We start from the raw sequence: 21,653 nt of genomic DNA on the forward strand, positions 1-21,653 counted from the left end.
ACGGGATTTTTTTGTGCTATACTTTAAAACTGTATAGGTCTTTTATAGTTTAATATTTTCAATAATCGAAGTTCGGTTTTCATCGGTAATGATTCCTCCATTTGTGATTTGTCCGCCTTGAAGGAAATAATAAGAACTTGATAAATTTAGTGCAAAACCTACAAATTGTTCTACCAAAAGTACAGAAACATTCAATTCAGAGGTGATATTTTTTAATATTCTTCCTATTTCCTGTACGACATTGGGTTGTACTCCTTCGGCAGGTTCGTCTAGAATGATCATTTTAGGCTCTATGACAAGCATGCGAGCAATTGCCAATTGTTGTTGTTGTCCACCACTAAGCATGCCTCCTTTGCGTTTGCTGATTCCTTTTAAATCTGGGAAATACCCATACCCAATTTCAAGTGCTTTTTTTAAGTTCATTTTTCGAACTTCACAGCCTAATAAAAGATTTTCTTCTACTGTTAGATAAGGAAAAATCATACGTCCTTGCGGTACATATCCAATTCCTAATTGTGATATAGTTTCCGAATCCATTTTAGAGATATCATTTCCGTCAAAAATTATTTCTCCATTGGAAGTAGGCAGTAATCCCATAATAGCTTTTAAAAGAGTTGTTTTTCCAGCTCCATTACTTCCTATTATGGAACAAATTTCATTTTTGGGGACCTTAATGTTGATATCGTGAATAGCCGCGGTTTCATCTGAATATCCAGCGGTCAAATTTTTTATTTCTAACATTTTTATTTTATTATAACGGTGTTGACTATTGGAGAGACTATATAATGAGTCTATTTTTGTCTCCCCAAATAAATCTCAATCACCTGTTGATTATTTACAATTTGATCAAAAGTACCACGGTCTATTATCATACCTTCATGCATAACAAGTACAGTTGTAGAAAAATTGCTTACAAACTTCATGTCATGCTCTACTACAAACACAGTTCGGTCTTCAGCAATCTGGGTTAGTAATTCACCAGTTTTGTCGCGTTCGTTTGGAGACATTCCGGCTATGGGTTCATCAACTAATAGTAATTCGGGGCTGTTTATGATAGCCATTGCAATCTCTAGCCATTGTTTTTGCCCATGCGATAAAGATCCGCTAATAGAGCATTTAAATTGTAATAAATTTAATTTCTCTAGTGTTTCGTCAATTAGAGCTTCTTGTTCTCCAGAAATTTTAGAATTGAAAAGATACCAAATAGTAGATTTTCCTGAAATTAAGGCTAATTTCATGTTTTCATAAACTGTTTGGTTATTAAAAATTGTCGGGTTTTGAAACTTTCGACTAATGCCTAAATGAACAATGTTTTCCGGTTTGTCGTTTTGGATTTCAGTATCTCCTTTATATATAATTTTCCCTTTTGAAGTTTTGACTCTACCACAAATAGCATCCAGAATGGTAGTTTTTCCTGCGCCATTGGGGCCAATAATGAATTGAACTCCTTTTGCTGGGAAATCGATATTTATGTTATTTAGTGCTTTGTAGCCGTCAAAATTCACTTCGACATCATATAAACCAATAATGGGATCAATTAATCTGTAAAAATCTTTATTCATTTTTAGTTTTGTTAAATACGTTGTAAAACCATTTTTTCTCAATTAAGCTTCCTATAATCCCTTTTGGAACTATTATAGTGGCCGTAATGAATAGAAAACCATAAAAATACCACCAGTACTCTGGCATGGATTCAGAAAAACTAGTTTTAGCATAGTTTATTACTAATGCCCCAACGATTGGACCCAATAACGTAGCTCTTCCTCCGATAGCTACCCAAATCACAAACTCGGTAGACATTAAGATACTCATAATTGAGGGGGATATAATTCCCACAATAGGTACAAATAATGCGCCTGCAATCCCTGCTATTGCAGCTGATGTTGCTAGTGTAAGTATTTTGAAGGAGTCTGTTTTGTAACCTAAAAAACGAAGTCTTGTTTCTCTATCTCTGATAGCTCTTATAATTGCTCCAGCGTGCGTATTAAGCATGAATTTGCAAATAAAATAGATTGCGATTAATACGGCTACTACAATTAGGTATAATATTTTAATTAAAGTTGGGTCGCCTAAGGGGTATCCAAATAATCCTTTAAATCCTGTGATTCCGTTTGATCCACCTGTTAAACCTTGTTGGCCTATAAAAAGTATAGACATTATTAGTGTTATGGCTTGACTAATAATGGTAAAATAGACCCCTTTAGTTCCTGATTTAAAAAGTGGTATTCCAACTAGTAAAGCAAGAGACACAGGTAAAATAACAACCATTGCTAAGGCAACAGGAAGGTATTGAAAGGGTTTCCAGAACCAAGGTAGCGCTTCTATTCCGGACCATTCCATAAAATCAGGTAGGGGTTGGGATTGCAACTTGAGGTACATAGCCATAGCGTAACCGCCAAGAGCAAAATAGACACCATGTCCCAAGCTCAAAATACCACTATAACCCCATAATAGATTGATAGAGATTGCTACTATTGAAAATACTAAAAACTTACTTAGTAAAGAAAGACGGAAATCTGATAATACAAAAATTGGAACAATTATGAGGATTGCAATTAATAATATAGATATTGTTTTTTGTTTCATTTTTTATAATTCAAAAGATTAATCAATGGTTCTGTCCTTCATTGGCGATAGGCCTTGAGGTTTGTACTGAAGGGTGATAAGTACTAAACACAAAATAATTACTTTGGCCATGCTAGAGCTTGTAATACTTTCGATAAAAGGACTGCTCATACCAATTAATAAGGCGCCCAAGACAGACCCTCTTAAACCTCCAATTCCTCCTAAAATCACCACCAAAAAAGTATCAATGATATAATTTTGTCCTGTTGATGGTCCAATTGAACCTAGCATCGAGATACAAATCCCTGCAATTCCTGCAAGTCCACAACCAAATGAAAAGGCAAAGGAATCTGCTTTTTTTGTATTGATACCAATGCAAGCTGCCATAGAGCGGTTTTGCATCACCGATTGAAGAATTCGTCCTTTGGGAGTTTTGTACATGAAATAATATACAAATAGACACAACAAAAGAGAAATAAAAATAATTAAGATTCTATTATAGGGTAGTGTAATGTCTTCTGAAACTTTCCAGCCAGTATTTAAAATTTTAGGCATTGGAGCATTTACATTGTTAGAGCCAAAAATGTTGCGAGCAAGTTGTTGCAGAATTAAACTGACTCCCCATGTAGCCAGAATACTATCTAAAGGGCGGGCGTATAATCTTTTGATAATAAATTTTTCGACGAGAAAGCCAATTCCAAAAGAAAGTATAAACGAAAGGAAAAATGCTATTAATAAGGTAAACCAAGTGCCTTCATTTCCTAATACTAGACTTACAATATAGCTGCTGTAACAGCCAATCATTATAAATTCACCATGAGCAAAATTGATTACTCCCATCATTCCAAAAACAATACTCAGCCCTATTGAAGTGAGTAGAAGGATAGAGCTTATACTTAATCCGTTGAATAAAAAGGGTAGAATATCTCCCATGACTTTATAATTTTTTGTTAAAAGCATACAGATATCATGAATTAATACTTGATTATTTCATGAAATCTGTATGCTGAAAATGTGCGTTATTTTTAGAATAAGGTAACACCAAGTAAACCTGTCATTGTGTGGTTAATCGGACTGGCGACTGCGCCTGCGCTTGCTTTGATGCTATAAGTGTCGGTGATTTTTATAGGTTTACTAATGTTGATTCCTATTTCGTTAAAACCGGAACTCTTGGCGTCTGTAACGGCTTTGTCTGTCCATTGCCAAAAAGTTCCACCACCATCACTATTTAATGCAAAACCATAAGACACATAAGGGCTAACGGTTACATTGTTTTCTAAGCTAAAGTTATACGATGCTTTAAAATAAGAACTATATCTTTGGGAGTGATCTGCATTTCTATCTCTACCCCCAATAATTGTAGCAAGGAAAAGATTCAAATTAGTTTTAGGAATAGCGTATCCAATAGATAAATCGATAAAGTGTCTAGTTCCTGTTCCATAATTAAAATAATTGGCTTGTGTATGATTTAAATACCCTGCAAAACCAGCAGAAGCAGTATAATCACTATAATTAAATATATCCCATAAGGAAATTGTAAATCCTGAATTAGAATATGAAATATAAGTGTCTACATCTTTAAAGGTGCCAGATAAACTCATACCGTTCCAAGTACCTATTTCAAGACCTTTATATTTAAAACTAGCCTGTGCTGACACTAAAGGATCAGGGCCCACGGCATATCCTCTCCAGTACCATTGGTTGTTTAAAGAAGCTGTAATATCAAATGTTCCTTTTTCTTGTGCAAAAATAAGGCTAGTAAATAGCCCCATAACCGTTATCAAAATAATTTTTTTCATTATAGTTTTTTTTTCAAATTAGACATAAAGTAGCCGACTTAATCTTTAAAAATTAAATTTTAGTTTAAATCGGCTACTTTGATTTTTTGTTTGTTTATAGAATGTTACCTGGAGCAATTACTCTTTTATCGGTCGCAATACTTGGAAACGGGTCTGCTTTTATCATTTCTGGAGATTGATACATAATGTCAAATTGTCCTTTATCATTAGCTCTACCTACCATAAAGTTTTTGATAGTGTGGTTAGTAACTGGGTCAATTGAAACTGTTCCTTCTGGAGCATCAAAACTAACGCCGCCAATTGCTTTTTGTACAGCAGCTGGTTCAAAAGAACTTGCTTTTTTTACTGCTTCTGCCCATAAATAAACTCCAAAATAAGCGGCTTCGATCGGGTCATCAGTAACCTTATCATCACCATATTTAGCTTTATACGCTTTGATGAATTTTTCATTAGCTTTACCTTTCATACTCATAAAGTAATTCCAAGCAGTCAGTTGACCTTTCATAATATTAACTCCTATCCCTTTTAATTCCACTTCTGCAATAGAGAATGACATACAAGTTATTGCTGGCGCTACCAATCCATTAGATTTCATTTGTTTAAAGAAGCCAATGTTGCTATCTCCGTTTATTGTGTTTAAAACGGCATCAGCACCAGAACTTTTAATTTTTTGAACAATAGAAGTAAAATCGGTATGTCCTAGTGGAGCATATTCTTCGCCTACTATTTCATATCCTTCTAATTTTAATTTGGCTTTGATAATTTTGTTAGCAGTTCTAGGAAAAACATAATCTGAACCTACTAAAAAGAATTTTTTCTTACCTTCTCTAATTAAATAATCAACAGCAGGAAGGATTTGTTGGTTAGGAGCAGCTCCAGTATAAACAACGTTTTTAGAAGCTTCCATTCCTTCGTATTGAACAGGATAGAATAACAAGTTGTTTTTAGATTCAAAAACAGGTAGAACTGCTTTTCTACTTGATGAGGTCCAGCATCCAAAAACCGCTTTCACATTATCTTGGTCGATTAATTTAGTCGCTTTCTCTGTAAATGTGGGCCAGTCCGAAGCGCCGTCTTCAACAATAGGTGCAATTTTTTTTCCTAAAATACCTCCAGCAGCGTTTATTTCTTCAATAGCTAGAAGGGTTGCGTTTTTACAATCAGTTTCAGAGATGGCCATTGTTCCTGTTAAGGAGTGTAGAACTCCCACTTTTACAGTATCGACTTCTTCTGTAGACTCAGTAGATGCAGTTTTCTTGCATGATGTTAACATTGCTAATGTTGTAAGTGCTAAAATAATTTTTCTCATGAAATTTGATTTTAAGTTTGTTTTTATTTCAGCGAAATTATCTTTATTTTAACATTAGTACGTATAAAAATAGGGGTAATTTGTGAGAATTATTACATTTATAATTTTACACCCATGTTTTTTGCAATGTTATTTTTGAAACGATAATTTTTTGCGAAATAAGTATTTCGGGTCTTTTTTTTCAAAATCTTAGAGTTTAGATTCTGATTTCATTTAAAAATAGTCCTATTTTTGTACGATAAGTACAAAGTATATACCATGCACATAAGCCCAAAAGAAATAGAAAAGTTGCTCCTGCATTTAGCTGGAGAAGTAGCTCACAAAAGAAAAGAGAGGGGTCTCCAATTAAATTATCCCGAGGCAATTGCTTTAATAAGCTCTGAACTTTTAGAATCAGTAAGAGACGGAAAAACAGTAGCAGAACTCATGCACTACGGAACTACAATTCTTAATCGTGAGGACGTGATGGAAGGAGTGCCCGAGATGATACATGATATTCAAATTGAAGCCACCTTTCCTGATGGAACTAAATTAGTAACCGTTCACAACCCAATCAAATGATACCAGGAGAATACATTTTAAAAGAAGACCCCATCGAAATTAATGCCAATAAGAGAACTATTGTAGTTGAAGTGACTAATGCTGGAGATCGTCCTATTCAAATTGGTTCTCACTTTCATTTTTTTGAAGTCAATAAAAAAATGAATTTTGATCGTATGAAAGCGTTAGGGATGCGATTGAATATTGCCTCAGGTACAGCAGTACGTTTTGAACCAGGCGAAGAAAAAGAGGTAGAGTTGGTCGAAATAAGCGGAAATAAAATCTTGTATGGATTCAATAATTTAGTCAATGGAGCAATTGTAAGTTCAAATCCAGAAGAGATCCAAAAGCAGTTAGATCAATTTCTAAAATCAGTAGAAGAATGAGTATAGAAATAAATAGAATAAAATACGCCAATATGTTTGGGCCAACAGTTGGTGACAAAATACGATTGGCAGACACCGAACTGTTTATCGAAATCGAAAAAGATTTTGCCGTTTATGGTGAAGAAGCGAAATTTGGTGGAGGAAAAACCATTCGAGACGGAATGGCACAATCAGCAAGAGCAACAAGAGATGAAGGAGTGCTTGATTTTGTGATTACTAATGCTATGATTATTGACCATTGGGGGATCGTGAAAGGAGACATCGGTGTCAAGGACGGGAAAATTGTTGCGGTAGGAAAATCGGGAAACCCAGACACCATGGATGGAATTACCGAAAATATGATTATTGGTGCATCAACCGAAGTGCATTCGGGCGCAGGGCTTATTGTAACCGCAGGTGGGATAGACGCACACATACATTTTATTTGCCCACAACAAATAGATCATGCTTTATATAGTGGAGTGACCACCATGATTGGTGGAGGTACTGGTCCAGCTGACGGAACCAATGCTACCACCGTGACACCTGGCGCTTGGAACATTCAAAAAATGTTAGAAAGTGCAGAAGCTTTTCCAATGAACTTAGGTTTTTTTGGAAAAGGAAACTGTTCAACACTTGCGCCTCTTGAAGAGCAGGTGGAAGCTGGCGTATTGGGATTAAAAATCCATGAAGACTGGGGCGCAACTGCCGCCACCATTGATGCATCTTTAAAAATTGCGGATAAATACGATATTCAAGTAGCAATACACACTGATACGCTTAACGAAAGTGGTTTTTTAGAAGATACCATTAAAGCCATTGACGGAAGAGTAATTCATACTTTTCATACCGAAGGCGCCGGAGGTGGTCATGCGCCAGATATTATAAAGGCTGCTATGTATCCGAATGTTTTGCCATCAAGTACAAATCCAACGCGTCCGTTTACCATAAATACGATTGACGAACACTTAGACATGCTAATGGTTTGCCATCATTTAGACAAATCAGTACCCGAAGATGTGTCTTTTGCTGATTCTAGAATTCGTCCCGAAACGATAGCTGCAGAAGATATTCTACACGATTTGGGTGTTTTTAGTATGATGAGTAGTGACTCTCAAGCTATGGGTAGAGTGAGCGAAGTGATTATTAGAACTTGGCAAACTGCCCATAAAATGAAAATTCAAAGAGGCTTTTTGCCTGAAGATGAAGCTCAAAAGAATGATAACTTTAGAGTGAAAAGGTATATTGCAAAATACACGATTAATCCTGCTATTTCGCACGGAATTTCAAAACACGTAGGGTCTATAGAGCCAGGGAAATTAGCGGATTTAGTATTGTGGAAACCAGCTATGTTTGGTGTAAAGCCAGAAATCATCATCAAAGGAGGAATGATTATTGCCGGCCGCATGGGAGATCCAAATGCTTCAATTCCTACGCCTCAACCTGTAATTTATCGACCTATGTTCGGTGCTTACGGTAAGGCTTTGCACAAAACCTGTGTTACTTTTGTTTCGAAAATTTCTATCGAAAATAAAACCATAGAGAAATACGGATTAAATAAGATTATCCTTCCGGTCGAAAATTGCCGTAACATCGGAAAGAAAGATTTAATTCATAACGATAAAACACCAAATATTGAAGTCAACCCTGAGAACTATCAAGTAAAGGTAGATGGTGAGCATATTACATGTGAGCCTTTGAGAGAATTGCCAATGGCACAAAGGTATTTTTTATTTTAATGATCATAACTACTAAAATTAAACACGAAGTGCTATGTATTGGGTTAAAAGTAGCAATTTTAATCGATTTTGAATGGTTTGAAACAAGTAAACGCATCCAGCACAAAACGGCAAGAGACGGCAAAATTTTTCGGTTGAAGTTTTTGAACGAAAACCCTAATTTAAAACAAGATGAAATTTTACACCAAGAAGGAGATATAAATTATTTAGTTAACATTCTTCCTTGCGATTGTCTAGTCATTATTCCGAAAAATAATTTTGAGACAGCCTCTATTTGTTATGAAATTGGGAACAAACATTTGCCTTTGTTTTACGAAGAAGAAGCACTTTTAGTCCCTTTAGAAAAACCACTTTTTCGCCAACTTACAGCTATGGGTTTTGAGGTCTATGAGCAAAAAAGAGCTTTATTAACCCCATTAAGAACCTCAGTGGCACCTCATGGAGAAAGTGGCACTTTGTTCTCTAAGATAATGAATCTAACTCAAAAATAATGAAAAGTTCCTTACTGCATCTATTACATCTTTCTGATCCTAATTTGCCAATTGGCGGTTTTTCTCATTCCTATGGTTTAGAGACTTATACTCAAAAGGAAATAGTAAAATCGGTAGAAAGCGTGCGGTTGTTTTTGACCGAAATTTTAACACACAGTGTTTTGCCTAATGAAGCGTTTTTTATAAGTCTCGTTTTTGACGCTTGTGAACAAGAGGACTGGGACAAAATTATCGAACTCGATTGCTTGTGTAATGCGTCTAAATTGCCTAGAGAAATTCGAATGGCCAGTCAGAAATTAGGAACTCGGTTGATGAAAATTTTCAATCCTTTAATCAAAACCGAGTTAACCAAACAATTAGAAGTGGCGCTAAAGACTAAAAGTATCTACGGTCATTATTGTATTTTATATGCGATTTATGCTCACGAATTAAGGATTGAAAAAAAGGAGGCTATAGAAGGGTTTTTCTATAATACTGCTATTAGTTATATTACAAATGCAGTAAAACTAATCCCTTTAAGTCAAGATTCAGGACAAATAATGTTGTTTAAACTATTGCCTTTTTTAGAAAATTTAACTCAAAAGGCTTTACAACCTAATCTTGATTTACTAGGCATGAGTGCCACTGGATTCGATATTCGGGCTATGGAGCACGAAAATTTATATTCAAGACTATACATGTCTTAAAAACATAAAAATGGAAAGAAATTATATAAAAATAGGAGTCGCAGGGCCTGTAGGTTCGGGAAAAACAGCTTTGATTGAATGCTTAACTCGTGAATTTGCTAGCCAATATTCGATGGGCGTAATTACCAATGATATTTATACCCAAGAGGATGCTGAATTCTTAACCAAAAACAGTTTGTTAGCAGCTGAAAGAATCATCGGTGTAGAGACTGGAGGTTGTCCTCATACTGCAATTCGTGAAGATGCAAGTATGAATTTAGAAGCCATTGATGAATTAACGGAACGTTTTCCGGATATTGAATTGATTTTCATCGAAAGTGGGGGCGATAATTTATCGGCTACCTTTAGTCCTGATTTGGCTGATTTGACCATTTTTGTAATCGATGTTGCTGAAGGGGACAAAATCCCAAGAAAAGGAGGTCCTGGTATTACCCGCAGTGATTTGTTGATGATTAATAAAATTGATTTGGCTCCATATGTCAATGCGGATTTAGGAGTAATGGAACGTGATGCCCGAAAAATGAGAAATGGAAAACCTTTTATCTTCACCAATTTAATGAAAAGAGAAGGCTTGAATGATGTGATTGGATGGATACAAAAATACGCTCTTTTAGAAGAGGTAAATGAACCTAACTTAGTACGATGATTTCAAGAGTAAGCATAGAGTCGGAAGAAAAAAATGGGGTTACCCAATTGAAATCGGCTTTTTTTAATACCCCTTTTAAAGTTGTAGTTATTCGTGAAGACAGGAGAAACCCTTTGTTGGAACTTATCTTGATGTGTTCTTCTCCGGGTGTTTTGGACGAAGACGAGTTGTATTTTGATTATACCTTGCATGAAAATAGTCAATTGGAGATTACTACCCAATCTTTTCAACGATTGTTTACAATGGAAAAAAGTGCTTTTCAAGAAACAAAAGTAACTGTGAAAGAAAATGCTTTTTTGTTGTATTTGCCACATCCTTGTGTGCCACACAAAGGGTCCAGTTTCAAGAGTAGCAATACGATTTATTTGGCAAAAAAAGCGTCAATTGTTTGGGGTGAAATATTAACCTGTGGCAGAAAAATAAAAGATGAGATTTTTGAACTCGAGCAATTTCAAACGGTAACTAAAATCTATCAAGAAGATAAACTGGTGTTTTTTGAAAATTTATATTTAAAACCATCCGAGTTTAATCCATTGAATTTAGGTCAATTTGAAGGTTTTACACATCAGTTGAGTTTGGTTTTTCTGAATGATTCCTGTGAAGTAAAAATATTAAAAAAGCAATTGGATTCTTTTTTGAATGATAAAAATTGTGTTTTCGGAATTTCCGAAACGCCTACCAATGGCTTAGTGGTAAAAATTTTGCATGACAAAGCCGAAAAACTGATGTTATGGATGAAAGAAATGACTAAAATGATCAAACAAAATGGATTTTAATTTAATCTGCCTAATGGCGCTTTCGATTAGTGCATTACATACTTTTAGCGGGCCGGACCATTATTTGCCATTTATCGTTTTATCCCGTTCCAAAAAATGGAGTTTAAAAAAAACAGTATTTTGGACTTCCTTATGCGGACTGGCTCATGTGCTTAGTTCTGTTGTTTTAGGTGTTTTAGGTTTTTTTTTAGGCTGGACTTTATCCAAAACTTTTGATTTCGAATCTATTCGAGGTGGATTTGCTTCTTGGATGTTATTTGGTTTTGGGTGCGGATATGTGCTGTATGCGATTTATAATTTGAATAAAAATAAAGTTCACAAACATTTTGACACTTCAGGAGATGGTGAAATTTTTGTTTTTGAACATCAACACGGACAAAGTGTAGCTCCTAATCAACGTTATAAAATAACTCCTTGGGTCATGTTTTTTATTTTTGCATCGGGACCAAGCGAGCCTATGATACCGTTAATTATTTATCCAGCAATTGATTATTCTTTGACAGAAGTTGGGGTTTTAATTATAGTCTACACTTTGGCTACTGTTTTAACTATGGTTGCTTTGGTTTTAGTAGGGTTTTATGGAGCTAATTCAATAAATTATAAGGGTTTTGAAAAGTATATTGAGATTATAAGTGGGTCAATAATTTTAACTTGTGGTGTTGGAATGTTATGGTTTGGATGGTGATAAACGGTTTTTATGGGGTTTTAAAGTCTTGACAGTAAATCTATTTTTTTAAATATAAATAATTATTACAACAATCTACAATCGCCTTTCCCTTCAATAATACATCAGCGCCAATGATTCCATGAACGGGTTTAGACTTGTGCTGAATTAAAGCTTCGTTTACGTGAGATAAGTCAAAAATCACTAAATCAAATTCTAAATTTTTCCAAAAGCCAAGTTGCAGTTTATTATTTGATGCAGTTTGCGTAAGCATTCCGGTAGCTCCTGCCCCCGAAGCTTTTGTTTTGGAGGCTTTCGCTGTAAGTTGGAATAACTCAATGCTTTCAAAACCCACACAACTGTTTGAGGCTCCGGTATCAAGGATAAAATTGCCAGACACCCCATTGATTTTTGCTTTTATCAAAAGGTGTTGTGTTTTGGTGATTTTAAATTTAATTTTTTTATATTTTTCTTTTTTAAGAATGTCTTGTAGGCTTTTCATGAAGTAGTAATGATGATCAAAAGTAATCTAAAAAAACCGAGAAACTCAAAAACTAACAATTCAAAATGGTAACTTTACCACATTCAAATATATAAAATGACAATTACTGACACGCATACCCATTTATATTCAGAAGAATTTGATCAGGATCGTAGCGAAATGATTCAAAGGGCCATTGGTGCTGGGGTTTCTCGTTTTTTTATTCCTGCAATCGATTCTTCGTATACTGCCGCCATGTATGATTTAGAAAAGAACTATCCCGAGCAGGTTTTCTTGATGATGGGATTGCATCCAACCTATGTAAAGGAGAATTATTTAGAGGAATTGCAACACGTCGAAGAAGAATTGGCGAAAAGAAAATTCTATGCCATTGGAGAAATTGGAATTGATTTATTCTGGGATAAAACTCATTTGCCAGAACAACAAATTGCTTTCAGGAAACAAATTCAATTGGCAAAGCAATATAAACTGCCTATTGTGATTCATTGTAGGGAGGCTTTTGATGAAGTATTCGAAATATTGGAAGAGGAGAAATCACCTGAACTGTTTGGGGTTTTTCACTGTTTTACCGGGACTTATGAGCAGGCATTACAAGCGATATCTTATAATATGAAATTGGGAATTGGTGGAGTCGTTACTTTTAAAAACGGAAAAATTGACCAGTTTTTGAATCAAATTGATTTAAAACACATTGTTTTAGAAACAGACTCCCCATATCTTGCTCCGATTCCTTTTCGAGGGAAAAGAAATGAAAGTAGTTATTTATTAAACGTAATTGATAAATTGGCTGTCATTTATGATCTTTCAGCAAAAGAAATTGCGACTATAACGACCGAAAATTCTAAAGTGATTTTCGGGATTTAAAATAGAATTTATTGAAAATTAATATTTTTTTTGTTCATTTGCCCACCTGAAATAACCAAAACGACCAAAATGCAAAAATTTGACGCTATTCGGCCATTTTATGATGCCGAAATTAACGAGTCTATACTAAATGTGATTCATCATCCGATGATGAAGTCCTTGATGAACTTTACCTTTCCTGAGATGCCCGATGAAGAATGGAAAGAGCGACTTACAAAAACGCATTCTATCCGTGACTTTCAATGTAACTTTATCTATCATACGCTTCTGAAAGTGCTTGAAAAAAGTTCTGACGGTTTGACGACCTCCGGGTTTGAAAAGTTAGAGAAAGGGGAATCCTATTTATTCATTTCAAACCATAGAGATATATTACTGGACACGACATTGCTCAATGTGGCTTTGTTCGAGCATGGTTTAGTAATGACTGCCTCAGCGATTGGTGACAATTTGGTAAAAAAAGATTTTCTTAACACATTGGCAAAGTTGAACCGTAATTTTTTAGTAAAAAGAGGTTTGACTCCGCGTGAGATGTTGGGAAGTTCAAAAACATTATCTGAATATATAGGTCATTTATTGACGCATGAAAGTCGATCTGTGTGGATAGCACAACGTGAGGGTAGGACTAAAGACGGTAATGATGCCACAAATCCAGGGGTTTTGAAAATGGTTGGAATGGGATCTGATGAGACTAATCTGATGGACTATTTCAAAAAAATAAAGGTAGTTCCCGTATCCATTTCTTATGAATATGATCCGACCGATGTTCTGAAAATCCCGCAAATATTAGCTGAGGCCAATAACGAAGTGTATATTAAGGAAAAGAATGAAGATTTCATGACTCTTTTAAGCGGAGTAATGGGTCAAAAGAAGCGAATTCATATTCAAATAGGCGACGTTCTCGATACTGAAATTGATGAAATCAAGGAAGGATTCAGTAACTCAAATAAGCAAATTCAAGCGCTTGCTCAGGTAATTGATGATTCTATAATAAAGAATTATAAATTATGGCCAACTAATTATATAGCCTATGATATTTTAAATAAAACCAGTACCTATTCCGATCTGTACACAGAAGATGAAAAATCGCTGTTTGAACGTAGATTAGAGATGCGAATAGATGCTGAAAACCCGGTTGCATTGCAAGGATTACTTGATATGTATGCGAATCCGGTCGTTAATAAATTAAAAGACACGAATGAACCCAAAAGCTAAAATTCTTTTAATATATACTGGGGGAACCATCGGGATGCGCAAGGATTTTGATACTGGGGCCCTGAAAGCATTTAATTTTAGTAAATTATTACAGCGAATTCCCGAGTTGAAACAATTGGATTGTGAAATCGAAACCGTTTCATTTGAAGAGCCGATTGATTCCTCCAACATGAATCCAGGAGAATGGGCTAGAATGGCAACCATAATTGAGTCAAATTATATTGAATTTGATGGGTTCGTTGTCCTTCATGGATCCGATACGATGTCTTATTCTGCATCTGCATTGAGTTTTATGCTTGAAAATCTGGCAAAACCGGTCATCTTTACTGGTTCTCAATTACCAATAGGTGATTTGCGGACAGATGCCAAAGAAAATTTAATTACCGCCATTCAAATTGCTTCTTTGCAAGAAAATGGGTCGCCCGTTATTACTGAAGTATGTCTTTATTTTGAATATAAATTATACAGAGGAAATAGAACTACCAAGATAAATGCGGAGCATTTCAAAGCATTTACTTCACCCAATTATCCGGCTATGGTCGAATCCGGGGTTCATTTAAAGATGAGACCGGAGTTATTTTTAGTTAAAAATAAAGGTAAGGAATTGATAGTGCATAAAAACCTAGACAATAACGTAGTGATAGTTAAAATGTTTCCGGGAATGAGTGAAGCTGTTTTGTCTGCTATTTTTGGCATACCTGGTTTAAAAGGAATTGTACTTGAAACTTATGGTGCAGGGAACGCAAATACTGAGGACTGGTTTATTGCTTTATTGGTTAAAGCAATAGATAAAGGGCTGCATGTGATCAATGTAACCCAATGTTCTGGGGGAAGCGTAAACATGGGGCAATATGAAACTAGCACGGGTATGAAAGCGATAGGGGTAATTTCAGGAAAAGACATTACAACGGAGGCTGCCATTACTAAATTAATGTACTTGTTATGCCAAAACAGTGCGCAAAAAGACTTTAAAACTAGTTTTGAAACTTCTTTACGAGGGGAAGTATTATAATATTGTGATTTTACTTTTGTAAGTCACTTTTTTTAGTGTTCTTTGCAAACCTTAAATAAATAGAGAGGTGTCCGAGTGGCTGAAGGAGCTAGCCTGGAAAGCTAGTATGTGGGTAACTGCATCGTGGGTTCGAATCCCATCCTCTCTGCAATGAAATGAATGCTTCCTGAAAGGGGAGCATTTTTTTTTAGAGTATCACAATTTTCTTGTTTGGCGTAAGTGGTAAAACAAGAAAGGCTTCGGCATGTAATACAAATTTATTTATTTATGAGATTCTCTATTTAGGGAACGCCAGAGGCAATCAGTTTCTCCCTACAACCACACAAAGCTCTGCTAATTTTTTAGCGGGGCTTTTTAATATAATTATGTTTCTTAGTTGATCGTTTCAATTCAAAGAGTTTTTTGAAAACAATACGCATCGAGAACCCTTCAAAATCCTATATTTGTATAATTATAGAAAAGAAGCTAAATGAAGAATCTAGTTAAGACCGCTATGAAACAATCATTAAACCAAAAGAACACTATGCGAATCATTTTTAGTTTTTTTCTAGTACTGTCAGTTTCTTCTATTTTTTCACAAGAAGTAGAGCCGATTAAAGATAGTGCGGAAGTGAAGGTTGACTCTCTATATAGAGAAGATCAATTTTATTTTGGGTTTACTTACAATACATTACAACAGAAACCACAAGGGGTATCGCAAAATAAGTTTTCAGTAGGTTTGTCTGCCGGTTTTCTTAGAGATATGCCGATAAATAAAGACCGAACACATGCTATAGCCGCAGGTCTAGGTATTACGCATAACAATTTCGTTCAAAACCTTGCTATAACTGGAACTGGGGAACTGCCTGTCTATGCTGTTATTGATGGAAAAACAGTATTTAACAAAAATAAATTCACGCAATTGTTAGTTGATATGCCCATTGAGTTTAGATGGAGGACATCCACTTATGAGAGTTATAAATTTTGGAGAATTTATGGTGGTGTAAAATTCAGTTACGTAGTTTACAATAAGTCTCAGTTCTCTGACGATTTAAGTAAAGTAGAAATTACTAATAATATGGATTTTAATAAATTCCTGTACGGTCTCTATCTTTCGGTGGGTTATAATACAGTGAATGTATATGCCTATTATGGGTTAAATTCTATTTTTAAAACGGCAGAAATCGACGGGGAAAAGATAAACATGAAGGCATTAAATATTGGTATTATTTTTTATGTCCTATAGCCACAAGTACAATAAAAGTATTTGTGGAATGCTTCCCAAAAGAACCCCGATAATTAATTCCATAGAAGTATGTGCTTTCATCACTAAACGGGAGGAAGCAACAAATCCGTTCATAATAGTAAGAAACGTAATGGCAAAAATATTTTGGGATTGATAATGGACGCTTAGTCCAAAAACAAATACCGTCAATGCACTTATACCTATCATATGAAGGCTCGCTTTTGTCTTTACAAACAATAACAATAGCGCAAATAGAGTACTGAATAAGGCTCCTAAAAGAAAAAAGTGCAACTCCGGATATCGGTCCACCGTAATGCCTTTTCGAACCAACAGGATAAGCAAAAAACATTGAATCAGAAGCGGTATTTTACGTTCGGATAATAGTGGAGCCATAATGGAGCCAATTTTACCTGTTGCCCGCAAAAGAAAGAAAAAGAGAATCGGAATCACGACGGTGATAATTAGCACCTGGAGTAGAACAAAATATTTTTCTTGGTTAAAAAAATAAGAGTTATTCGACAAAAGGTAAAATAGCGTAGCGTAAACCGGAATAAATACCGGATGAAAAACATAAGAAAATAAGGAAAGAATTTTTTTCAACAGTACTGCAATTAATTATCCAAACAAATATAAGGAATATAACCCGTAGGGTGTAGTCTGTTTTTGATGATAATTTTTCGTCAGGGCGATTGATTCGAAAAGGCGAATCATATCGAGAACAAGAAAAAGTTATTTAAAACGATTCTCGATACACGCCATTTCGTGTAGCGGAGCTTAGCGATAAGTTTTGTTCCATTTCACTACTCAAAAAAACACTTCCCGCAACAAGTTCGGGATAAAGTGAATTGACGTTTTTAATAATTATACTCAACCAGTGAAATAGAGTAACGGAGTTCCTTTAAAACGGTTGTGATTTATGCGAAAGGCAAAATGGTTTCTCTCTTTTTAATTATGTTGTCGTAACTTTGAAGAGAAGTGTTATTTTTGAGAAAGTTCACAATAATAATTATTTTTTAGCATGCTGTTATTGGTATAAGAGTATACCGTTTGTAACACTAATATAAATAAAATCTGCATTAATCGCATAATATAGCAATGAGCATACTTATTCAAAACATAGTTCCTATTCTGAAGGCGAGAGCCTTTGGTAATACTGCAGAAGCAGTTATCGACACTGTTTCTATCGACAGTCGATCATTGCAAAACAGCGATCATACTTTATTTTTCGCATTGGTTGGCCCAAATAATGATGCGCATTCTTATATTAAAGATTTGATAGCAACCGGGGTGCAAAACTTTGTTGTTTTGCGTATTCCAGAAGGGTGTGCAGATAAGGCTAATTTTCTTATTGTAGAAAATACCTTGGTTGCTTTACAGCAATTTGCCGCCTATTATCGCAGCCTTTTTCATTTTCCCGTTATTGGTTTGACTGGAAGTAATGGTAAAACGATAGTAAAGGAATGGCTTAACTTTCTATTAAGCCCTGACTTTAATGTGATCCGCAGTCCAAAGAGTTATAATTCTCAGGTGGGTGTCCCGTTATCAATATTTGCAATTAACGAAAAGCACAATCTGGGTGTGTTTGAAGCTGGAATTTCTACCGTTAACGAAATGGCGAAATTGGAAAAGGTCATTCAACCTACCATTGGAATTCTAACAAGTATAGGTTCATCTCATGATGAAGGTTTTCTTGATTTAGAAGAAAAAATTAAAGAAAAATTAATTCTTTTTAAAGATGCTGAAATTTTAATATATCAAAAAAGGGATCTTGTAGATAAATTGATTCTTCCAAAAACAAAAACATTTAGCTGGAGCTTTAGAAGGGCTGAAGCCGATGTTTTTGTTTATAAAAAAGAGACAGAGGACCAAGACACAGTCTTATATTACAAATACAAAGGAAATGCCTATACGTTGAAAATCCCATTTCAAGATACTGCATCCATTGAAAACGCGATTTCCTGTTTGGTTGTATTGTTGTATTTTGATTACGATATTGCTACAATTCAATCTAGGATGCTGTTGCTGTTTCCTGTGGAAATGCGATTAAAAGTAAAAACTGGAATCAACAACTGCAGTCTTATCGATGACAGTTATAGTTCTGATTTTCAGTCTTTAAAAATCGCGTTGGATTTTCTGGAAAGTCAAAATCAATTCCCAAAGAAGACGGTTATACTTTCTGATATTTTCCAAAGCGGTTTGTCCAATGAGGAACTGTATTCCAAAGTTTCGCAATTGATTGTTTCTAATAACATTAGTCGAGTTATAGGCATTGGAGAAACGATATCTGAATTCAAAGATACCTTTGTCAACTGCATTGTATTCAAAGATACGGCTGGATTTATATCCAATTTTGAAAACTTGGACTTTGCAAATGAGACCATTTTGATAAAAGGCGCACGGTCTTTCCAGTTTGAAGAAATTGTTTATTTGCTCGAAGAAAAAACACATGAGACTGTTCTGGAAATTAACCTTAATGCAATCAGTTATAACTTGAATTTCTTTAAGTCCAAACTGAAACCAAATGCAAAAATTATGGTTATGGTAAAAGCGTTTGGCTATGGGAATGGTGGTCTGGAGATAGCCAAATTACTCGAACATCACAAAGTGGATTACCTAGGTGTGGCTTTTGCCGATGAAGGTATTTCATTGAAAAACGGAGGTATTCATTTGCCAATCATGGTTCTGAACCCTGAGAACACGAGTTTTGCAGCAATTATACAATACAAACTAGAACCGGAAATATATTGTCTAAAAGGACTTTATGCGTTTCTAAAAATCGCAAAGGAAAAGAACCTGCATCATTTTCCTATCCATATCAAATTAGATACGGGGATGCACCGCCTCGGTTTTGAGGATGGTTCGATGGATGAGTTGATAACCACTTTAAAAGGAAATGAAACAGTCAAGGTGCAAAGTATTCTTTCACATCTTGCCACAAGTGATGATCTAAAGCATCGTGATTTTACACTTTCCCAAATTAATTTATTCGAAAAAATGTCTTCCAGAATAATGGATGAATTGGGAGTAGATCCAATTCGGCACATCCTGAATACGTCGGGGATAAGTAATTATCCAGATTCTCAATTTGATATGGTACGTTTAGGAATTGGTGTTTATGGGGTGTCGAACGATCCTGCGGAGCAAAAATATTTAGAAAACGTGGGGACTCTGAAATCAGTGATTTCACAAACTAGAACCATCACAGCCGGCGAAAGTGTGGGGTATGGACGAAAATTTATGGCTGAGAAACCTACGAAGGTCGCAACAATACCTATTGGTTATGCAGATGGTATTTCCAGAGGTTGGGGGAATGGGGTTGGATTTGTAACCATTAAAGATAAAAAAGCAAAAATTTTGGGAAGTATCTGTATGGATATGTTGATGGTCGATGTTACTGAAATTGATTGCACAGAAGGAGATTCGGTAATTGTTTTTGGCGAAAGCCCAACCGTTTCTTCTATTGCAAAAAAGCTAAATACAATACCCTATGAAATTCTTACCAGTATATCTCAGCGCGTAAAACGGGTGTTTTATCGATAAAACCGTATTTATGACTAATAGTATCTTGATAATTTCGTATTTTAGATCATTATAAATAACTTAAAACTGGAAGTTATGGGATTTTTTAGCGACTTTAAGGTCTCTTTGATGAAAGGGGATGTATTAAGCTTAGCCACTGCCGTTGTTATTGGTGGTGCATTTGGAAAAATTATAGCCTCTGCTGTTGAAGATGTTATTATGCCAATTATTGGTTTAGTAACCGGTGGTGTTGATTTTACCCAAAAATTCATTGCGCTGGATGGAAACCATTATGAGAGCTTAGATGCAGCTAAAGAAATAGGGGCTGCTGTTATCACCTATGGTAATTTACTGCAGGCTACCATCAATTTTGTTATTATTGCATTGTTTGTCTTTACCATTTTGAGAGCTGCTGAAAAAATGAAAAAGAAAGAAGTGGTTGTGCCCGCAGCCGCAGCACCTGCCGGACCTACTCAAGAAGAATTGCTGATTCAAATTAGAGATTTATTGAAAAAATAAGAATACCACTATACTATGTTTTCCACTTAACTATTCTTTAAAGCGGGAGGCTTTTCTCTAATGTTATAATTGTAACATTTTGTTATTTATTGTTAAGCGTCTTGTTATGATTTGAATAATACTTACTTTTGTAATTCAAATTAAGAATTCTATAATAAATATATACTATGAGAATAGCAGTTGTAGGTGCTACCGGAATGGTTGGCGAAGTAATGTTGAAAGTATTGGCAGAGAGAAATTTTCCTGTAACTGAATTGATTCCCGTTGCTTCTGAGAAATCAGTGGGTAAACTTATTGAATTTAAAGGAAAGAGTTATCCCGTAGTAGGAATGCAAACCGCAGTGGATATGAAAGCAGATATTGCTTTATTTTCTGCAGGTGGTGAAACATCGTTGGAGTGGGCTCCAAAATTTGCTGCTGCCGGAACAACCGTTATCGATAACTCATCAGCATGGAGAATGGATCCTTCAAAAAAATTGATCGTTCCTGAAATCAATTCTGCTTCTTTGACAAAGGAAGATAAAATAATAGCGAACCCTAATTGTTCGACAATCCAAATGGTGTTGGTTTTAGCGCCTTTACATAAAAAATACAATATCAAACGTGTTGTCGTTTCCACTTACCAGTCGATTACTGGAACAGGTGTAAAAGCGGTAGAGCAATTAGAAAATGAATATGCAGGAGTTCAAGGGGAAATGGCTTATAAATACCCGATTCATAGAAATGCAATTCCACAATGTGATTCATTTGAAGAAAACGGATACACTAAAGAAGAAATGAAATTGGTTCGTGAGACTCAAAAAATATTAGACGACAAAACAATTGCTGTTACGGCAACTGCGGTGCGTGTGCCTATAGTTGGTGGACACAGCGAAGCAGTAAACGTGGAGTTTTCGAATGACTTTGAAGTTTCAGACATTCAAAGTTTATTGCATCATACAGACGGTGTTGTAGTACAGGACAACAATGATACTTATACGTACCCAATGCCAATGTATGCACAAGGAAAAGATGATGTTTTTGTGGGTAGAATACGTCGCGATGAAAGTCAGGCTAATACATTAAATATGTGGATTGTTGCTGACAATTTAAGAAAAGGTGCGGCCACAAATACGGTTCAAATTGCTGAATACTTAGTAGCGTCTAAATTGGTTTAATTAATTTAGTATTATATTCTAAACCATCTATTTTAACAATCTTTTAGTTTTGTTAAAATAGAT

Annotated in this window: 23 protein-coding genes and 1 tRNA gene; 16 read left to right on the top strand and 8 right to left on the bottom strand. The window is 35.3% G+C overall.

Going from position 1 to position 21,653, the window contains the following annotated elements:
* Positions 1-42 precede the first annotated feature (42 nt).
* The 6 genes from CXF59_RS13615 to urtA form a co-directional block, all read right to left on the bottom strand.
* A complete protein-coding gene (locus tag CXF59_RS13615) occupies positions 43-741 on the bottom strand; it encodes an ATP-binding cassette domain-containing protein (RefSeq protein WP_101138289.1) in 699 nt (232 codons plus the stop codon).
* A gap of 50 nt (positions 742-791) precedes the next feature.
* Positions 792-1,562 carry an ATP-binding cassette domain-containing protein gene (locus tag CXF59_RS13620; RefSeq protein WP_101138290.1) on the bottom strand — a complete coding sequence of 257 codons (771 nt, stop codon included), beginning with the start codon at positions 1,560-1,562 and terminating at the stop codon, positions 792-794.
* A complete protein-coding gene (gene urtC / locus CXF59_RS13625) occupies positions 1,555-2,586 on the bottom strand; it encodes an urea ABC transporter permease subunit UrtC (protein ID WP_101138291.1) in 1,032 nt (343 codons plus the stop codon). The genes CXF59_RS13620 and urtC overlap by 8 nt, the downstream gene beginning before the upstream one ends.
* Before the next feature lie 18 nt (positions 2,587-2,604).
* On the bottom strand, positions 2,605-3,525 hold the full coding sequence (gene urtB, locus CXF59_RS13630; RefSeq protein ID WP_198554701.1) for an urea ABC transporter permease subunit UrtB: 921 nt from the start codon (positions 3,523-3,525) through the stop codon (positions 2,605-2,607).
* Between the two features lie 65 nt (positions 3,526-3,590).
* Positions 3,591-4,364 (bottom strand): hypothetical protein, encoded by a 774-nt coding sequence (locus CXF59_RS13635; RefSeq protein WP_101138292.1) that lies wholly within the window; start codon positions 4,362-4,364, stop codon positions 3,591-3,593.
* A gap of 94 nt (positions 4,365-4,458) precedes the next feature.
* Positions 4,459-5,673 carry an urea ABC transporter substrate-binding protein gene (gene urtA / locus CXF59_RS13640; RefSeq protein ID WP_101138293.1) on the bottom strand — a complete coding sequence of 405 codons (1,215 nt, stop codon included), beginning with the start codon at positions 5,671-5,673 and terminating at the stop codon, positions 4,459-4,461.
* A gap of 258 nt (positions 5,674-5,931) precedes the next feature.
* Between urtA and ureA the strand changes: the two genes are divergently transcribed.
* Genes ureA through CXF59_RS13680 form a run of 8 tightly spaced genes read left to right on the top strand, consistent with a single transcriptional unit; the run spans position 5,932 to position 11,601 of the window.
* Positions 5,932-6,234, top strand: coding sequence for an urease subunit gamma (ureA, locus tag CXF59_RS13645; RefSeq protein ID WP_101138294.1), 303 nt, complete (start codon positions 5,932-5,934; stop codon positions 6,232-6,234).
* Positions 6,231-6,599: an urease subunit beta gene (gene ureB, locus CXF59_RS13650; RefSeq protein WP_101138295.1), complete on the top strand. Its 369-nt coding sequence runs from the start codon at positions 6,231-6,233 to the stop codon at positions 6,597-6,599. Before ureA ends, ureB begins: the two co-directional genes overlap by 4 nt.
* On the top strand, positions 6,596-8,317 hold the full coding sequence (gene ureC / locus CXF59_RS13655; protein ID WP_101138296.1) for an urease subunit alpha: 1,722 nt from the start codon (positions 6,596-6,598) through the stop codon (positions 8,315-8,317). Before ureB ends, ureC begins: the two co-directional genes overlap by 4 nt.
* Positions 8,317-8,808, top strand: a complete 492-nt coding sequence (locus CXF59_RS13660; RefSeq protein ID WP_101138297.1) for an urease accessory protein UreE — start codon at positions 8,317-8,319, stop codon at positions 8,806-8,808. Before ureC ends, CXF59_RS13660 begins: the two co-directional genes overlap by 1 nt.
* Positions 8,808-9,494 (top strand): urease accessory protein UreF, encoded by a 687-nt coding sequence (locus CXF59_RS13665; protein ID WP_101138298.1) that lies wholly within the window; start codon positions 8,808-8,810, stop codon positions 9,492-9,494. Before CXF59_RS13660 ends, CXF59_RS13665 begins: the two co-directional genes overlap by 1 nt.
* Positions 9,495-9,504: 10 nt before the next feature.
* Complete coding sequence (gene ureG, locus CXF59_RS13670; protein WP_101138299.1) at positions 9,505-10,140, top strand: urease accessory protein UreG; 636 nt, start codon at positions 9,505-9,507, stop codon at positions 10,138-10,140.
* A complete protein-coding gene (locus tag CXF59_RS13675; RefSeq protein ID WP_101138300.1) occupies positions 10,137-10,916 on the top strand; it encodes an urease accessory protein UreD in 780 nt (259 codons plus the stop codon). Before ureG ends, CXF59_RS13675 begins: the two co-directional genes overlap by 4 nt.
* Positions 10,906-11,601, top strand: coding sequence for a hypothetical protein (locus CXF59_RS13680; protein WP_101138301.1), 696 nt, complete (start codon positions 10,906-10,908; stop codon positions 11,599-11,601). The genes CXF59_RS13675 and CXF59_RS13680 overlap by 11 nt, the downstream gene beginning before the upstream one ends.
* Before the next feature lie 40 nt (positions 11,602-11,641).
* On the opposite strand, the gene CXF59_RS13685 is transcribed toward CXF59_RS13680, so the two are convergent.
* Positions 11,642-12,082 (bottom strand): retropepsin-like aspartic protease, encoded by a 441-nt coding sequence (locus CXF59_RS13685; RefSeq protein WP_101138302.1) that lies wholly within the window; start codon positions 12,080-12,082, stop codon positions 11,642-11,644.
* Positions 12,083-12,178: 96 nt separating this feature from the next.
* Here CXF59_RS13685 and CXF59_RS13690 point away from each other — a divergent pair, with 96 nt between their 5' ends.
* From CXF59_RS13690 to CXF59_RS13710, 5 genes are all read left to right on the top strand, one after another.
* The gene (locus CXF59_RS13690) at positions 12,179-12,946 is read left to right on the top strand and encodes a TatD family hydrolase (RefSeq protein WP_101138303.1); all 768 of its coding nucleotides are present in this window, start codon (positions 12,179-12,181) and stop codon (positions 12,944-12,946) included.
* Positions 12,947-13,015: 69 nt separating this feature from the next.
* Complete coding sequence (locus CXF59_RS13695) at positions 13,016-14,158, top strand: 1-acyl-sn-glycerol-3-phosphate acyltransferase (protein WP_101138304.1); 1,143 nt, start codon at positions 13,016-13,018, stop codon at positions 14,156-14,158.
* Positions 14,142-15,170, top strand: a complete 1,029-nt coding sequence (locus CXF59_RS13700; protein WP_101138305.1) for an asparaginase — start codon at positions 14,142-14,144, stop codon at positions 15,168-15,170. The genes CXF59_RS13695 and CXF59_RS13700 overlap by 17 nt, the downstream gene beginning before the upstream one ends.
* Before the next feature lie 61 nt (positions 15,171-15,231).
* Positions 15,232-15,318, top strand: a tRNA-Ser gene (locus CXF59_RS13705).
* A gap of 321 nt (positions 15,319-15,639) precedes the next feature.
* Complete coding sequence (locus CXF59_RS13710; RefSeq protein WP_232758887.1) at positions 15,640-16,395, top strand: porin family protein; 756 nt, start codon at positions 15,640-15,642, stop codon at positions 16,393-16,395.
* On the opposite strand, the gene CXF59_RS13715 is transcribed toward CXF59_RS13710, so the two are convergent.
* Positions 16,390-16,788, bottom strand: a complete 399-nt coding sequence (locus tag CXF59_RS13715) for a hypothetical protein (RefSeq protein ID WP_232758899.1) — start codon at positions 16,786-16,788, stop codon at positions 16,390-16,392. The genes CXF59_RS13710 and CXF59_RS13715 overlap by 6 nt on opposite strands.
* Positions 16,789-17,490: 702 nt before the next feature.
* Here CXF59_RS13715 and CXF59_RS13720 point away from each other — a divergent pair.
* The 3 genes from CXF59_RS13720 to CXF59_RS13730 all read left to right on the top strand — a co-directional run bounded on the left by CXF59_RS13720 (position 17,491) and on the right by CXF59_RS13730 (position 21,590).
* On the top strand, positions 17,491-19,935 hold the full coding sequence (locus CXF59_RS13720; RefSeq protein WP_101138307.1) for a bifunctional UDP-N-acetylmuramoyl-tripeptide:D-alanyl-D-alanine ligase/alanine racemase: 2,445 nt from the start codon (positions 17,491-17,493) through the stop codon (positions 19,933-19,935).
* 75 nt (positions 19,936-20,010) lie between these two features.
* A complete protein-coding gene (gene mscL, locus CXF59_RS13725) occupies positions 20,011-20,433 on the top strand; it encodes a large conductance mechanosensitive channel protein MscL (protein WP_101138308.1) in 423 nt (140 codons plus the stop codon).
* Positions 20,434-20,600: 167 nt separating this feature from the next.
* A complete protein-coding gene (locus CXF59_RS13730) occupies positions 20,601-21,590 on the top strand; it encodes an aspartate-semialdehyde dehydrogenase (protein WP_101138309.1) in 990 nt (329 codons plus the stop codon).
* The last annotated feature ends 63 nt before the right edge of the window (positions 21,591-21,653 follow it).

It is taken from the genome of Flavobacterium sp. ALD4, assembly GCF_002836475.1.
Classification (GTDB): Bacteria; Bacteroidota; Bacteroidia; order Flavobacteriales; family Flavobacteriaceae; genus Flavobacterium.

Excerpts from the sequence above, each read along its gene's own strand:
- CXF59_RS13615 (WP_101138289.1), bottom strand. The coding sequence starts at position 741 with ATGTTAGAAATAAAAAATTTGACCGCTGGATATTCAGATGAAACCGCG.
- CXF59_RS13620 (WP_101138290.1), bottom strand. The coding sequence starts at position 1,562 with ATGAATAAAGATTTTTACAGATTAATTGATCCCATTATTGGTTTATAT.
- urtC (WP_101138291.1), bottom strand. The coding sequence starts at position 2,586 with ATGAAACAAAAAACAATATCTATATTATTAATTGCAATCCTCATAATT.
- urtB (WP_198554701.1), bottom strand. The coding sequence starts at position 3,525 with ATGCTTTTAACAAAAAATTATAAAGTCATGGGAGATATTCTACCCTTT.
- CXF59_RS13635 (WP_101138292.1), bottom strand. The coding sequence starts at position 4,364 with ATGAAAAAAATTATTTTGATAACGGTTATGGGGCTATTTACTAGCCTT.
- urtA (WP_101138293.1), bottom strand. The coding sequence starts at position 5,673 with ATGAGAAAAATTATTTTAGCACTTACAACATTAGCAATGTTAACATCA.
- ureA (WP_101138294.1), top strand. The coding sequence starts at position 5,932 with ATGCACATAAGCCCAAAAGAAATAGAAAAGTTGCTCCTGCATTTAGCT.
- ureB (WP_101138295.1), top strand. The coding sequence starts at position 6,231 with ATGATACCAGGAGAATACATTTTAAAAGAAGACCCCATCGAAATTAAT.
- ureC (WP_101138296.1), top strand. The coding sequence starts at position 6,596 with ATGAGTATAGAAATAAATAGAATAAAATACGCCAATATGTTTGGGCCA.
- CXF59_RS13660 (WP_101138297.1), top strand. The coding sequence starts at position 8,317 with ATGATCATAACTACTAAAATTAAACACGAAGTGCTATGTATTGGGTTA.
- CXF59_RS13665 (WP_101138298.1), top strand. The coding sequence starts at position 8,808 with ATGAAAAGTTCCTTACTGCATCTATTACATCTTTCTGATCCTAATTTG.
- ureG (WP_101138299.1), top strand. The coding sequence starts at position 9,505 with ATGGAAAGAAATTATATAAAAATAGGAGTCGCAGGGCCTGTAGGTTCG.
- CXF59_RS13675 (WP_101138300.1), top strand. The coding sequence starts at position 10,137 with ATGATTTCAAGAGTAAGCATAGAGTCGGAAGAAAAAAATGGGGTTACC.
- CXF59_RS13680 (WP_101138301.1), top strand. The coding sequence starts at position 10,906 with ATGGATTTTAATTTAATCTGCCTAATGGCGCTTTCGATTAGTGCATTA.
- CXF59_RS13685 (WP_101138302.1), bottom strand. The coding sequence starts at position 12,082 with ATGAAAAGCCTACAAGACATTCTTAAAAAAGAAAAATATAAAAAAATT.
- CXF59_RS13690 (WP_101138303.1), top strand. The coding sequence starts at position 12,179 with ATGACAATTACTGACACGCATACCCATTTATATTCAGAAGAATTTGAT.
- CXF59_RS13695 (WP_101138304.1), top strand. The coding sequence starts at position 13,016 with ATGCAAAAATTTGACGCTATTCGGCCATTTTATGATGCCGAAATTAAC.
- CXF59_RS13700 (WP_101138305.1), top strand. The coding sequence starts at position 14,142 with ATGAACCCAAAAGCTAAAATTCTTTTAATATATACTGGGGGAACCATC.
- CXF59_RS13710 (WP_232758887.1), top strand. The coding sequence starts at position 15,640 with ATGAAGAATCTAGTTAAGACCGCTATGAAACAATCATTAAACCAAAAG.
- CXF59_RS13715 (WP_232758899.1), bottom strand. The coding sequence starts at position 16,788 with ATGGCTCCACTATTATCCGAACGTAAAATACCGCTTCTGATTCAATGT.
- CXF59_RS13720 (WP_101138307.1), top strand. The coding sequence starts at position 17,491 with ATGAGCATACTTATTCAAAACATAGTTCCTATTCTGAAGGCGAGAGCC.
- mscL (WP_101138308.1), top strand. The coding sequence starts at position 20,011 with ATGGGATTTTTTAGCGACTTTAAGGTCTCTTTGATGAAAGGGGATGTA.
- CXF59_RS13730 (WP_101138309.1), top strand. The coding sequence starts at position 20,601 with ATGAGAATAGCAGTTGTAGGTGCTACCGGAATGGTTGGCGAAGTAATG.